The 13,466-nt window shown below is 44.0% G+C and carries 12 protein-coding genes; 9 read left to right on the forward strand and 3 right to left on the reverse strand.

The window, feature by feature from the left end; genetic code table 11:
• Positions 1–55 precede the first annotated feature (55 nt).
• The 7 genes from ACXAFM_RS00375 to ACXAFM_RS00405 all read left to right on the forward strand — a co-directional run bounded on the left by ACXAFM_RS00375 (position 56) and on the right by ACXAFM_RS00405 (position 8,385).
• Positions 56–928 carry a kinase gene (locus ACXAFM_RS00375; protein WP_474832681.1) on the forward strand — a complete coding sequence of 291 codons (873 nt, stop codon included), beginning with the start codon at positions 56–58 and terminating at the stop codon, positions 926–928.
• Complete coding sequence (locus ACXAFM_RS00380) at positions 925–1,734, forward strand: HAD-IIB family hydrolase (protein WP_474825887.1); 810 nt, start codon at positions 925–927, stop codon at positions 1,732–1,734. The genes ACXAFM_RS00375 and ACXAFM_RS00380 overlap by 4 nt, the downstream gene beginning before the upstream one ends.
• Positions 1,735–1,746: 12 nt before the next feature.
• Positions 1,747–2,970 (forward strand): glycosyltransferase family protein, encoded by a 1,224-nt coding sequence (locus ACXAFM_RS00385; protein ID WP_474832684.1) that lies wholly within the window; start codon positions 1,747–1,749, stop codon positions 2,968–2,970.
• 5 nt (positions 2,971–2,975) lie between these two features.
• The gene (locus tag ACXAFM_RS00390; RefSeq protein ID WP_474832686.1) at positions 2,976–4,730 is read left to right on the forward strand and encodes a sugar phosphorylase; all 1,755 of its coding nucleotides are present in this window, start codon (positions 2,976–2,978) and stop codon (positions 4,728–4,730) included.
• Between the two features lie 93 nt (positions 4,731–4,823).
• On the forward strand, positions 4,824–5,495 hold the full coding sequence (locus ACXAFM_RS00395) for a phosphoglycolate phosphatase (protein WP_474825892.1): 672 nt from the start codon (positions 4,824–4,826) through the stop codon (positions 5,493–5,495).
• 151 nt (positions 5,496–5,646) lie between these two features.
• Entirely contained in the window at positions 5,647–6,861 is a 1,215-nt protein-coding gene (gene moeA, locus ACXAFM_RS00400) for a molybdopterin molybdotransferase MoeA (protein ID WP_474832689.1), read from the forward strand.
• 150 nt (positions 6,862–7,011) lie between these two features.
• A complete protein-coding gene (locus ACXAFM_RS00405; RefSeq protein WP_474832692.1) occupies positions 7,012–8,385 on the forward strand; it encodes an MATE family efflux transporter in 1,374 nt (457 codons plus the stop codon).
• 45 nt (positions 8,386–8,430) lie between these two features.
• Here ACXAFM_RS00405 and ACXAFM_RS00410 read toward each other — a convergent pair whose 3' ends face one another.
• The 3 genes from ACXAFM_RS00410 to ACXAFM_RS00420 form a co-directional block, all read right to left on the reverse strand.
• Positions 8,431–9,231, reverse strand: coding sequence for a nucleotidyltransferase family protein (locus ACXAFM_RS00410; protein WP_474832694.1), 801 nt, complete (start codon positions 9,229–9,231; stop codon positions 8,431–8,433).
• A gap of 139 nt (positions 9,232–9,370) precedes the next feature.
• A complete protein-coding gene (locus ACXAFM_RS00415) occupies positions 9,371–10,552 on the reverse strand; it encodes a vWA domain-containing protein (RefSeq protein ID WP_474832697.1) in 1,182 nt (393 codons plus the stop codon).
• Positions 10,552–11,388 carry an AAA family ATPase gene (locus ACXAFM_RS00420; protein WP_012518654.1) on the reverse strand — a complete coding sequence of 279 codons (837 nt, stop codon included), beginning with the start codon at positions 11,386–11,388 and terminating at the stop codon, positions 10,552–10,554. The genes ACXAFM_RS00415 and ACXAFM_RS00420 overlap by 1 nt, the downstream gene beginning before the upstream one ends.
• 271 nt (positions 11,389–11,659) lie before the next feature.
• On the opposite strand from ACXAFM_RS00420, the gene cysK reads away from it, so the two are divergent.
• Together cysK and ACXAFM_RS00430 are read left to right on the forward strand one after the other, a co-directional pair.
• Positions 11,660–12,625, forward strand: coding sequence for a cysteine synthase A (gene cysK, locus ACXAFM_RS00425; protein WP_334060357.1), 966 nt, complete (start codon positions 11,660–11,662; stop codon positions 12,623–12,625).
• A gap of 230 nt (positions 12,626–12,855) precedes the next feature.
• The gene (locus ACXAFM_RS00430) at positions 12,856–13,314 is read left to right on the forward strand and encodes a nuclear transport factor 2 family protein (protein ID WP_474825905.1); all 459 of its coding nucleotides are present in this window, start codon (positions 12,856–12,858) and stop codon (positions 13,312–13,314) included.
• Positions 13,315–13,466: the final 152 nt, after the last annotated feature.

Here is a 13,466-nt window from a genome sequence, read left to right on the forward strand (position 1 = left end):
GTTGTTATCTTAATCAAGAAGAACGTGCGAATTCTGCATTGATTAAGGTGACAACATGGATATACATAGCTTTTTAACGACGCACCAATTGCCAAGTAGCTATGCAGAAACTGCACAAAAATGGTTCAAGCCATTATGTAAGCAGCTGCTAAAGCACCAAGAGGGTGCAAAAAAACCTTTTATCGTTGGTATAAACGGTAGTCAGGGCTCAGGTAAATCTACTCTGACCAGTTTTATCGAATCTTTCCTCTCATCAGTACATAATAAACAAGTTGTTTCACTCTCTATTGATGACTTTTACTACGACCAATCTCAGCGAAACGCGCTAGCAATTAAAGTGCATCCGCTACTCGCAACACGCGGTGTACCGGGTACACATGACGTAACTTTAGCTTTAAATACGCTTCGTAGTTTAGCCAAGGGAACGCGAACATCTCTACCTCGTTTTAACAAGGCAACGGATAACCCATTCCCGCAAGAGCAGTGGCCTGTCATAGAATCTTCACCTGATTTCATCATACTAGAAGGATGGTGTGTAGGTGCGCCGCCTCAGGCTTCTGGTGAATTAAAACGCCCCGTGAATAATCTTGAAGAAGTTGAAGATCCACTAAGCATTTGGCGTTCGTTCGTTAATACTGAATTAGCGGGTGATTACCAAACACTTTTCGACAAAATTGACTATCGCATCATGCTTAAAGCACCCAGTTTTGACTGTATATACCAATGGCGCTTAGAACAAGAGCATAAACTTGCCCAAAAAGCCTTTAAAGATAGTGACGGCATCATGTCTGATGAAGAAGTGGCAAACTTTGTGCAACACTATCAGCGTATTACTGAACACGCATTAGCGCATATGCCTGAAATGTGCGATACCGTATTCTATCTTGATGAAACAAGAACAATAACTAAACAGGACGTAAAACGATGACGAAAACGCTTGTTTTCACCGATATGGACGGCACGCTGTTAGACCACCATACCTACTCTTTCGAGGCGGCGAAACCGGCTTTAACGGCATTAGAAGCACAAGACATTCCCGTTATTCCCACTACCAGTAAAACCTTTGCTGAATTACAGCCATTACGTGAACGAATTGGCTTAGACGGGCCGTTCATTATCGAGAACGGCGCCGCTATCTTCATCCCTCACGGCTTTTTCAAACAAAAGCCTAGTGGTACGGTTTGGGTGGACGGTTATTGGTGTAAAGCTTTTATATCCAATAAAAATTACTGGATTAAATTATTAGAAAAAATCGGCAGCGAGTTTGAAGGTAAATATAAGCAATTTTCAAAAATGTCGATATCCGAAATTCAGGAATGTACAGGTCTTGATGAACGTTCAGCGTCTCTAGCGGCAAAGCGTCAGTTTGGCGAACCTGTATTATGGTTAGGCAGCGACGAAGAAAAGCAGCGATTTTTAAAGGTTGTAAAAGATCGCGGCGCCTTTCCATTAGAGGGTGGCCGTTTTATTCATATTTCAGGTAATTGCGATAAAGGCCAAGCGCTTAAGTGGCTGGCCAATGAATACCAAAAGCAACATACCACCAAAGTTAACACCATCGCTCTTGGCGATGGTAAAAACGACGTAGCAATGCTTGAAGCAGCGCACGTCCCAATTCGCATTTTATCACCGGTAAATCCTCCACCAGCTGTAAAAAAAGAAGAGGTCTATACCAGCACCCTAACCGGCCCTGAAGGCTGGAACGAAATGCTTACTCAATTATTATCCCTATGATCAGGAGGACACATGGCTGATTTTTATCAAAATGGTGTGGTTACTACGTTACATAACTTGGCTCGTCGTCCTACCGAAGAGTTAGAAACAGAGCTATTACAGTTTTCACAAAAGCGTCCTATGGCACTTATTCTTCCGTCGCTGTTTTCTGAACTAGAAGGTGATGCACTTCCGCATATTGTTAACGAACTCACTGGCGTTCCCTATTTATCAGAAATTGTTATTGGCTTAGACCGAGCCAATGAAGAACAGTACAAGCACGCGCTAAAATTCTTTGGAAAACTTCCTCAGCATCACAGAGTCCTTTGGAACGACGGCCCACGTCTTAAGGCCCTTGACGAAGAACTTCAGGCTCAAGGTTTAGCGCCTAAAGAATTAGGTAAAGGCCGAAACGTATGGTACTGCATGGGCTATGTGTTGGCGTCTAATCGCGCTGAATCTGTTGCACTACACGACTGTGATATTGTTACCTACAACAAAGACTTGTTAGCTAAGCTTATCTACCCTGTCGCCAACCCCATGTTCAACTATGAATTTTGTAAGGGGTACTATGCCCGCGTAGCCAACGGAAAAATTAATGGTCGTGTTTCACGTCTTCTGGTCACTCCCCTACTTCGTGCACTAAAACGCATTATGGGCGATAACGAGTACTTAGAGTTTATGGACAGCTTCCGCTACCCACTTGCAGGTGAATTTTCGTTTAGAAGAGATGTATTGAACGATATTCGCATACCAAGCGACTGGGGCTTAGAGATTGGCGTGTTGTCGGAGATGCACCGCAACTATTCACACAATCGTCTGTGCCAAGCAGATATATGCGATATTTATGACCATAAACACCAAGACCTTTCGCTTAATAATGACCAAGGCGGCCTGTCTAAAATGTCTATCGACATTACAAAGGCAATTTTCAGAAAGCTCGCTACGCAAGGCTACACGTTTAGCAATGAAATGTTCCGTTCAATTAAAGCGACCTATTTCAGAATTGCGCTAGACTTTATAGAAACTTATCACAATGACGCGGTAATGAATGGACTGAACTTAGACATTCACAGTGAAGAGAAAGCGGTAGAGATGTTCGCCAGCAATATAATGAAAGCAGGGCAGAATTTCTTAGAAAACCCGATGGAAACACCGTTTATACCAAGCTGGAACCGCGTAACCAGTGCGGTGCCAGATATTTTAGAACGATTATTAGAAGCGGTTGAAGCCGATACTGCAGAATATATGGAGTAAGTAATATGGCATGGGACCAACTCCATGACAAAGTAAAACACCATTTAGAAAGCATTTATGCTGATGTAGCGCTAGACGTCTCTTATGAGACGCTAGCGACGGATTTAATGAATACAATAGGCATTCAGCAGCAAACGGACATTGCGTCACCTAAGTCACACCACAATTATTGGGATGAGGACGACATCATCATGATTACCTATGGTGATAGCGTTATTGACGACGGTGAGCGCCCGCTGGTTACATTAAACAAGTTTCTGCATCGCTACTGTAAGAATACGGTGAACAACGTGCATATCTTGCCATTTTTTCCGTACAGTTCAGACGATGGATTCTCGGTTATTGATTATTCCACCGTGAACGAATCTTTAGGCTCATGGGAGGATATTGAAGCCATAGCCGCTGATTACGGACTGATGACAGATTTAGTGATCAACCATTGCTCTGCAAGAAGCGTGTGGTTCGATAACTTTATTAAAGGCGAAGGGCCGGGATCTGACTTTTTCTTCACAGCCGACCCAAGCGATGACTTATCTATGGTGACGCGCCCTCGCGTGTCGCCATTACTTCGCGAAACAGAAACCGCGAACGGTACTAAACACGTATGGTGTACTTTTAGTCACGACCAAGTCGACTTTGACTTTAGAAACCCTAAAGTACTGCTGTCCTTTATTAATATTATTAAGCTTTACATCGACAAAGGCGCAAAGATTTTCCGTTTGGATGCCGTTGCGTTTCTTTGGAAAATTGTAGGTACAAACTGTATCAACTTATTCCAAACCCACGAGGTTATTCGCTTAATAAGAACCCTTATTGAGCATGTAGACCCATCCATCATAATCATTACCGAGACCAATATTCCTAACAGGGAAAATTTGACGTATTTTGGTAATGCAAACGAAGCTCACGCTATTTACAACTTTTCACTTCCCCCGTTACTTGTTAACACCTTGGTGACTGGTGATTGCTCGTACTTGAAAAGTTGGATGATGAGTATGCCGCCGGCGCAAAACGGCACGGCTTATTTCAACTTTATTGCATCCCACGATGGTATTGGACTTCGCCCAGCAGAAGGCTTGCTTTCTGAAGAAGAAATATCTGACTTAGTGCATGCCATGCAGCACTTTGGTGGAAAAGTGTCGTGGCGTGCATCTGATCACGGACAGCAAAAACCTTATGAGATCAATATTACGCTATTCGACGCTCTGCAAGGCACTATAAAGGGCCCAGACAAATTTCAGGTTGACCGTTTTATCTGTGCCCATGCCATTATGTTAGGTATGGAGGGTATTCCAGGTATTTACATCCACAGTTTACTAGGCACATCTAACGATTATGAGAAGGTTGCTAATACCGGCCAAAATCGCTCAATCAATAGGAAACGTTGGGACTTCAGTGAACTAGAGGCTCAGTTAGACTCGCCTTTTTCTCAACATCATAAAGTACTAACGCGAATCTCGCAGCTGATACGCATACGTAAAGCACAGCCTGCATTCCACCCCAATGCTACGCAGTTTACTTTGCAGCTTGGTGACCAATTATTTGGCTACTGGCGCCAAAGCTTGGACAGAAAACAAAGTATTTTCTGTATTAGTAATATTTCAGATGAAGAACAAACTATTCTGCTGTCTGACATTAATCTTATTGGTACCGATAACTGGATTGACCTTATCACCCGTGATGAAATAGCACTATCCAGCGGTTTCTTACAAATGAAGCCTTATCAAGTACTTTGGATCAGCAACCAAGATTTTGAGTAAACAGTTTACGAGATTTAGGTGGCTATAAAATCTACCGCGGTACGGATACTGCGGTGTTATGATTATCACATTCGTTAGTTAATCAAGTTTGTAATGCAAGAAATTAATACCTTTTTTTTCGACTTAGACGGAACGTTGGTCGACTCTGTGCCAGATTTGGCTACTGCCCTTAATAAGATGCTAAGTGATTATCAACTGCCAACTTATGGCGAGCACGTTATACGACACTGGGTGGGAAATGGTGCCCGGGTTTTAGTGGAACGCGGGTTAAGTGGAGATACGAAAATAAACCACAACCGTAAGCAATTAGAGGTTGATACTGCGTTAGATAAATTTCTTTTCTATTATCGAACGTTAGAAACTAAAAGTACTGTGCTTTACGATGGTGTTTTTGACACGCTACATGCGTTAAAACAGCGTGGTTATACGCTAGTATTGATAACTAACAAGCCTTCAGAGTTTATTGAGCCTATCTTGTCTTCATTCTCGTTGTCGTCTCTGTTTTCACTTACTATTGGCGGCGACAGTTTAGCGGAGAAAAAGCCGTCTGCCCTGCCCCTCTCGTACGCCTGCGAACAGTTTAAGGTTTCACCTTCACAGTGTGTAATGGTAGGCGATTCCAAAAATGATATTCTTGCTGCAAAGGCCGCCAACATAAAAAGTATTGGCCTTACCTATGGCTACAATTACGGCGAAAGTATTGCGACCTATCAACCTGACTGGGTGTTCGACAGCTTTAGTGAAATCCTGACACTGCGTTATTGATAAAATTCTATAGATGTCACTTGGGTAGAATCCGTGACTGCGCTTTACACGCATTGCTAGCTACTTTCTTTTATTTCACGCTTTAACCTTTGGTATAAGGATGTTTTTTCTGTAATATCCGCCTGTTAAATAATTAATTGGAGTTGTTGGTATGTCATCTAAATGGCTTTCACTCGAAGAAGCCCTTACAAAGGCGCTTAACGCTGCAGAAACGATAAGCGACATTGAGCATGTGAGTATTTTTGACGCCAACAACCGCATCTTAGCAGAAGATGTTATCGCTCATATCAATGTTCCACCGTGGGACAACTCTGCGATGGACGGCTACGCCGTTAACGTTGAAGATCTTTCTGATAACGCTGAGCTTGAAGTGCAAGGTGTTATTACCGCAGGTATGAGCGCTGACGAGCCGCTTGAAAATGGTAAAGCGTTTAAAATCATGACCGGCGCGCCCATTCCGGATAATGCCAATGCCGTCGTGATGGTAGAAAATACTGAAACCCGCGACAAGGCTGTAGTCATAAACAAACTTCCTTCTGCCAAAGAGAATATTCGCAAGAAAGCCAATGACATTGCGTGTGGCGATACGCTAATTAGTAAAGGCACCCGGCTTCACGCCGAGCATCTTATGTTGCTTTCCTCTCAAGGAAAAAGCACCGTAGCCGTTTACCGAAAGCTTCGCGTTGGTGTGGTAGCAACCGGCTCTGAACTTGCCGCTCCTGGTGACGCCCTTAAACCAACACAAATTTTCGAGTCGAACCGCGTTGGCGTGAGCAGTATATTACGCAATGAAAACGTAGAACTTGTAGATTTCGGTATTGTGGAAGATGACGAAGCTTCTTTGCGTACGCTATTTATTGAAGCCAGCGAGCGTGTTGACGTGATGGTAAGTAGCGGTGGTGTTTCAGTTGGTGACGCAGACTACGTAAAAGATATCATCGCTGAACTAGGCACTATCGATTTTTGGAAAGTCGCGGTTAAACCGGGCAAACCTTTCGCTTTAGGCAAAATTAATAACACCTTGTTTTGTGGTTTACCAGGCAACCCCGTATCTTCATTTGTCACCGCCAAGTTATTGGTTGTGCCCGTTATCAAGAAAATGCAAGGCCAAGCACAAAGCCACGAGCCGTTTTTTGTGAACGCGACCATTACCACATCGCTTAAGCGCCGTGCGGGTCGACGAGATTTCCAACGTGCAACTATGGTGAGAAACAACCAAGGAGAATGGGAAGTCACGCCGTTTAAATCACAAAGTTCTGGTGTGATGACGTCAATCACCTCTGCCAACTGCCTTATGGTTGTTCATGAAGATATTAGTGAGTTAAACATTGGCGAAACGGTTCCCGTTATGCCACTGCATTTTTAGAACTACTGTTTTTAAGCGCTTTGCACTACAACATTTTTTTCAATGTAGTTTTTGCTGCTTCACCTAATTAAGGGTATGAACGCAGCATTACGCGAGACAATTAGTCATTTTTCTCGTTGCCTTTGGCGACTTATATAGAGACACATTACCGTGAATAAGAAACGCTTTCTTGTAGAAGGAAGAGATATTTTAAAACTAGCCTGGCCATTGCTAGTTGCGCAGATTACACAAATGCTAATGGGCGTTAGCGATACCATTATGGCAGGGCGTTACAGCGCTACCGACATGGCAGCAGTGGCCCTTGGATTTAGCATAACCGTACCGCTTCTGTGCTTTATACAAGGTATAGCCCTTGCGCTTCCCCCTATTATTTCGCGGTTACAAGGCAACAAAAGTATTAGCAGCATTGCTGATGCCAGTCAGCAAGCCGGCTACCTGATCTTCTTCGTGGGACTGGTAATAGCAGGGTTAATTCCCTTCACTGAAAATATGGTAGCGCTTTTTCCTATGGCGCCTGAACTGCACAGCATAACGGTAGACTATGTGCTTTACGTGCTATTTGCCATGCCGGGTTTTGCTCTGTACCAATGGCTCAGAAACTATTGTGAAGGCTTAGGTAAAACCAAGCCAACTATGATCATTACAGTAATTGGCCTAATGGCAAACATTGTTGGAAACTACCTATTTATTTATGGTGTTGGCCCGCTACCTGCTATGGGCGGCGCAGGTTGTGGTATTGCTACCGGCATCGTTATTTACACTATGCTGATTGCAACCTTAGTTTATGTGCGCTTTGCCCCTGCCCTGCAAAAATACGATTTGTTCAGCCAGCTGTACAAGCCAAACATGGTAACCATAAGCCGAACCTTTAAGATGGGTTTACCCATCGCCATGACGATTTTGTTCGAAGTAACGCTGTTTTCACTAGTTGCATTGTTATTAGCACCATTTGGCGCTACCACGGTAGCGGCCCACCAAGTAGCCCTGAATTTCTCGGCGCTTATGTTTATGTTTCCTATGAGTATTGGGATGGCTGCCGCGATCCGTATTGGGTATCGCATTGGGCAAAGAAATCAGCGTCAGGCGAAAATTGCAGCCCGTACCGCTATCCTGATTGGCTTTTTTACCTCTGCTTGCACTGCTAGCTTCACCCTGTTAGCAAAGGGTTTCATTATAGGGCTATATACTAGCGACGATGCTGTTTACACGCTAGCCAATGCGCTGCTTATATACGCTGCACTGTTTCAGCTGTCAGACGCCGTTCAGGTTATCTCTGCCAATGCGCTACGCGGTTATAAAGACACTACGGCGATGTTTATTATTACCTTTGTGTCGTACTGGCTAATAGGTCTTCCTACTGGTGTAGTTTTGGGAAGAACAGACTGGGTCACGGCTGAGCCGATGGCTGCAGCGGGGTTCTGGATAGGATTCATCGTAGGCTTAAGTGCAGCAGCCGTGATGCTTGGAGCCCGTCTCCTTTACATTCAAAGGCCAAGTGCAGCCCATCGCTTAGCGAGTGCTTAAACAGAATTGTTAGCGACGGCTGCCTAAAACGCACTGGAAAAAGGACTAGTCTGGCTTTTTGACATTTTCCCAATCTTGCGGGGTGTCTATATCAAATTGTGCATTGGGTATAGACACAGCCTTTACTTTCCCTAACTTCGCATACTTTTTAATAATTGGCTTAGCGCCAGTATCGCCCTGTAGCGCTAATAATTCGCTAAACATTGCCTCTGGGAAAATGGCAGGCACTGTTAACCGACTACTAGGCTCCCCGTATTTCTGCCCATCCCTCTGCCCGTCCTTCTCCCGATGCTTCTGCCACTCGCTACACACTATGTGGTTTGGGTAAGCTTTAGAGGCATCAATAAGGCGGATAAGATCCTGTGTGTTAAGGCTTGGCAAGTCAGCGAGAGTAAAAAGCACATGTGAAGGATTGGTGCTAGAAGATGCTCCTTCAGGTAACGACAATGTTTGTAGAGGCGGTTTTGGAAGCGAAGCTGGTGGAAGCGACGTTCTAGGTTGTAATGCCAGTCTTAGTAAATGTGAAAGCCCGCTGCGAATACTTGATGCTATTCCCTCTTCCCACTGCTTATTATGTATCACCTCAAAAGGAGTCTCAGTTAGACCACAAAAAGCCTCTGCTAACTGCGAACTTACACTGTCGTGCCATTTGCCCGTCACAACCGTAACTGGATGTTTGCTAATTGACACTATTTTATCGCGAGCGTGAATAACTTCGTTAGCACTGTGCTGAACAAGCGGTAATGTTGTAATCGGATGCTCTGATAAGAGTTTGTTGCCGTTATAGCGGGAACTTTGCCCGCCAGCAAGTAAAACGAAAGCTAATCGATAAACATCCGAACTCAATGTAACACCTTTTAGTCAGCGCGCTTTATCAAGACAAACGCAAAATCATTAACGTCGCAATCTGACCCGTTTGTAGTTAGCAAAGCAAGAGCCAGCGCAGTAATCGCGTGAGCATAAAAGCCTTTTTCCCTTAAATGACTCAACGGCTTCTACTAAGCCCTTTAATCGCTTCCGTTAACCCTTCAAGGGTCAGTCCATACATTCTGTCTTCCATAATGTCACGGATAATTTTAATAGACGAATAATACGGCCAGTAATTCTCAGCTTGCGGATTAAGCCACACAGCATTGTTAAAGTGGTTCAGCAAACGCTGCATCCATACACTACCTGGCTCTTCATTCCAATGCTCTACACTGCCCCCTGGGTAGGTAATTTCATACGGCCCCATGGTTGCATCACCTACAAAAATAACTTTATAGTCTTTTCCGTAGCGGTGAATGATATCCCAAATAGGAATGCGCTCTTTATTGCGGCGAAGGTTATCTTTCCACACTTCTTCATACACGCAGTTGTGAAAGTAAAAGTACTCTAAGTACTTAAACTCGGTCTGCACTGCTGAAAAAAGCTCTTGGGTGCTCTTAACGTGAGGGTCCATAGAGCCACCCACATCAAAAAACATTAATACTTTAACCGCATTATGACGCTCCGGCGCCATATGGATATCGAGTAAACCGCCTTTTTTAGCTGTCTCACCTATGGTTGTTGGCACATCTAGCTGCTCACTTGCGCCGGTGCGAGCAAACTTGCGTAGCTTCCTAAGGGCCACTTTTATGTTACGCGTACCCAGTTCGACATCCGAGCTTAAGTTTTTGAACTCACGCTTATCCCACACTTTAGCCGCCGAGAACTTTCTATTCCCTTTCTGCCCTATTCGCACGCCTTCTGGGTTGTCGCCATACGCGCCAAAGGGCGAGGTGCCGCCCGTGCCAACCCATTTGTTTCCACCCTGGTGGCGCTTTTCTTGTTCTTCTAAGCGCTTCTTCAAGGTTTCCATCAGTTCTTCGAGGCCGCCCGCTTTACGCAGTGCTTCGCGCTCTTCAGGGCTTAAATTCTTCTCGATTTCCTTGCGAAGCCATTCTTCAGGAATGTCTTTACCGAACAAGTCGATAGACTCTACCCCTTCGAAATACTCAGCAAACGCCCTATCGAACTTATCGTACTGGGTTTCGTCTTTCACCATAATGGTACGAGACAAGCTGTAGAAAGCTTCGATGTCGGCGTACACCACGTGATGCTCTAACGCTTTAAGTAAATCAAGCAACTCTCGCAGCGTGGTTTTAACCTGATATTTTCGCAGCGTATAAAAAAACTGAATAAGCATTAGCGACGCGCCATAAAGACCAGTTTTTCAAACAAATGAATGTCTTGCTCATTTTTAAGCAATGCGCCGTATAACGGCGGTATCGCTGCTTTACCGTCTTTTGAATGCAGCGCCTCAGGTGGAATATCTTCAGCAACTAAAAGCTTAAGCCAGTCGATAAGTTCAGACGTAGAAGGCTTTTTCTTCAGCCCTGGAACATCGCGAATTTCAAAGAATGCTTTTAGCGCTTCATCAAGCAGCTTTTTCTTTAGGTCAGGGAAATGCACATTGACGATTTCTTGCATTTCATCTGGGTTCGGAAACTGAATGTAGTGGAAGAAGCACCGGCGCAAGAAAGCATCAGGTAGTTCTTTTTCGTTGTTAGAGGTAATAATGACAATAGGACGCTGCTTTGCTACTACGCGTTCTTGTGTTTCGTATACGAAGAACTCCATCTTATCAAGTTCTAGCAGTAGGTCGTTGGGGAACTCAATGTCTGCTTTGTCGATTTCGTCAATCAACAGCACTGGCCGTTTTTCTGCGCTAAATGCTTCCCACAACTTACCTTTTACTATGTAGTTGCTTATATCGTGAACGCGATCGTCGCCAAGTTGCGAGTCGCGAAGCCGTGATACTGCATCATATTCGTACAAACCCTGTTGCGCTTTGGTGGTAGATTTAATGTGCCACTGAATTAATTCGGTGCCTAAACTCTCTGCCAACTCTTCAGCTAGCATGGTTTTACCCGTGCCTGGCTCGCCCTTAATTAGAAGCGGACGCTCTAGCGTGATGGCAGCATTAACCGCCAGCTGTAAGTCTTTGGTTGCGATATAATTAGACGTGCCACTAAAAGCCATTATTGTTGTACTCCGTATAATTTTTCGTCTTTGCAATTTTAACTATAATATCAAGGCCTTCTCATGATTGCCCATAGATATAACATATAGCTAAAAAGCACTTTGCATTTTACTGATTGGGACCAATGATATAGGGGTATGACGAAATCCCCTAATTCAGGCTGTGAATTATTAACTATCACACGCGTTGAATTATTAACTACTAAAAAGGTCGTACAGATCACGACAGACGGGGTTTCCTATAAAATAAGGAACGAGGTAAGGATTTATAATGAACGTATTTGACGACAATTCCCTATCTATTGGCCGCACGCCACTAGTTAAGCTAAATCGCGTAACATCAGGTAATGTATACGCAAAAATTGAATCGCGTAACCCAAGCTTCAGCGTTAAGTGCCGCATTGGCGCAAACATGATTTGGGATGCTGAAAAGCGCGGTGTCCTTACCGAAGGTAAAGAAATTGTAGAGCCCACCAGTGGTAACACAGGTATCGCTTTAGCGTTTGTTGCTGCCTCTCGTGGTTACAAGCTAACGCTAACCATGCCTAGCAGCATGAGCCTAGAGCGCCGTAAGCTTCTAAAAGCATTGGGCGCAAACCTTGTACTTACCGAAGCGCCTAAGGGTATGAAAGGTGCCGTTGCCGCCGCGCAAGAAATTGTGGCATCAGATCCAGACAAATACGTATTGCTTCAACAATTCGACAACCCTGCTAACCCAGCTATTCACGAAAAAACGACGGGCCCAGAGATTTGGGAAGATACCGACGGTAAAGTTGATGCCTTCGTAGCAGGTGTGGGTACAGGCGGTACTATCACGGGTGTAAGCCGCTACCTTAAGAACACAAAAGGTAAAGCAATTACGTCTATTGCCGTTGAGCCAACAGACTCACCAGTAATTACACAAGCGCTTGCGGGTGAAGAACTAACCCCTGGCCCACACAAAATTCAGGGTATTGGCGCAGGTTTCATTCCTGGCAACTTGGATTTAGACCTAATCGACGAAGTTGAACAAGTAACCAACGACGAATGTATGGACATGGCGCGCAAACTTATGACCGACGAAGGTATTCTAGCGGGTATTTCTTCTGGTGCTGCCGTTGTTGCCGCTAAGCGTTTTGCTGAACGTCCAGAAAACAAAGACAAAGTGGTTGTGGTACTGCTAGCAAGTGGTACAGAACGTTACCTAAGTAGCCCACTATTTGCTGGTGCGTTTGACGAGCAAGAAGAAGTGCAATAATTGCCTTCTAATTTCAACAACTCTAAAAACGAGGCCTAGCGCCTCGTTTTTTAATGCTTCTAATAAAACCCTCTATCACAACAATTTGTAAAATCCTATCGTCGCTTTGCTTTTATACAGGTTTTTGTGAATAATCCGCCTAGCAAACTTCTTGGCAGTCGTTACATTGACTTAGTTAAGATATGAAACTATCAATAAGAAACGGACCTCTTTATATTAAGGTAACCCAAATGAAAACGCGTATGTGGTACGCCCTATTCGGGCTTTTTACAGTTTTGATTTTATCGGCTTGTGGTGAGAAAAAAGAAGGAATTGGGCGGTATGGCATGCTTGACGAAAGCACACCTGAATACACCACAGTTATGTTCCTAAAAAGTGTTTACGAAGACGACAATCTTGACACAGCAATACGCCTATCCAGTGAAAAAATGTCGCGCATACTGACGCGATACCACACCAATAGTAACGTTCAAAGACATCTGCTTAACTTAAAGTACGACACCGTAACCGTAACTCCGCAAAGTGCAGGTAAAATAGGCAGAAACGAATTTTCTGAGAAATCCACTATTACCGTATTTTTGAGCGGAAACTATAATGGCGACAAAGTAGAAGACCTTCGAAGCTTAGATTTGATAAAAGAAGATGGCGAATGGAAGGTAAACAAAATTCATCCCGACGCCTATTTATAACAAGTAAAAAAAGCACTGTTTTTATACACAGCTTTTGCCAATTTTATGATAAGTGAAAATAAAAAGGATGCTTTCCGGTTTTTAAACTAGGTTACACTTATTTTTTGTTTAATGTGTTGTTTTAGGGTGGTAACTTAAAACAACACAAAACT

Source organism: Alteromonas sp. ABD4_190, assembly GCF_056160105.1.

Excerpts from the sequence above, each read along its gene's own strand:
- ACXAFM_RS00390 (WP_474832686.1), top strand. The coding sequence starts at position 2,976 with ATGGCATGGGACCAACTCCATGACAAAGTAAAACACCATTTAGAAAGC.
- ACXAFM_RS00385 (WP_474832684.1), top strand. The coding sequence starts at position 1,747 with ATGGCTGATTTTTATCAAAATGGTGTGGTTACTACGTTACATAACTTG.
- ACXAFM_RS00395 (WP_474825892.1), top strand. The coding sequence starts at position 4,824 with ATGCAAGAAATTAATACCTTTTTTTTCGACTTAGACGGAACGTTGGTC.
- ACXAFM_RS00430 (WP_474825905.1), top strand. The coding sequence starts at position 12,856 with ATGAAAACGCGTATGTGGTACGCCCTATTCGGGCTTTTTACAGTTTTG.
- ACXAFM_RS00375 (WP_474832681.1), top strand. The coding sequence starts at position 56 with ATGGATATACATAGCTTTTTAACGACGCACCAATTGCCAAGTAGCTAT.
- ACXAFM_RS00380 (WP_474825887.1), top strand. The coding sequence starts at position 925 with ATGACGAAAACGCTTGTTTTCACCGATATGGACGGCACGCTGTTAGAC.
- ACXAFM_RS00420 (WP_012518654.1), bottom strand. The coding sequence starts at position 11,388 with ATGGCTTTTAGTGGCACGTCTAATTATATCGCAACCAAAGACTTACAG.
- cysK (WP_334060357.1), top strand. The coding sequence starts at position 11,660 with ATGAACGTATTTGACGACAATTCCCTATCTATTGGCCGCACGCCACTA.
- moeA (WP_474832689.1), top strand. The coding sequence starts at position 5,647 with ATGTCATCTAAATGGCTTTCACTCGAAGAAGCCCTTACAAAGGCGCTT.
- ACXAFM_RS00415 (WP_474832697.1), bottom strand. The coding sequence starts at position 10,552 with ATGCTTATTCAGTTTTTTTATACGCTGCGAAAATATCAGGTTAAAACC.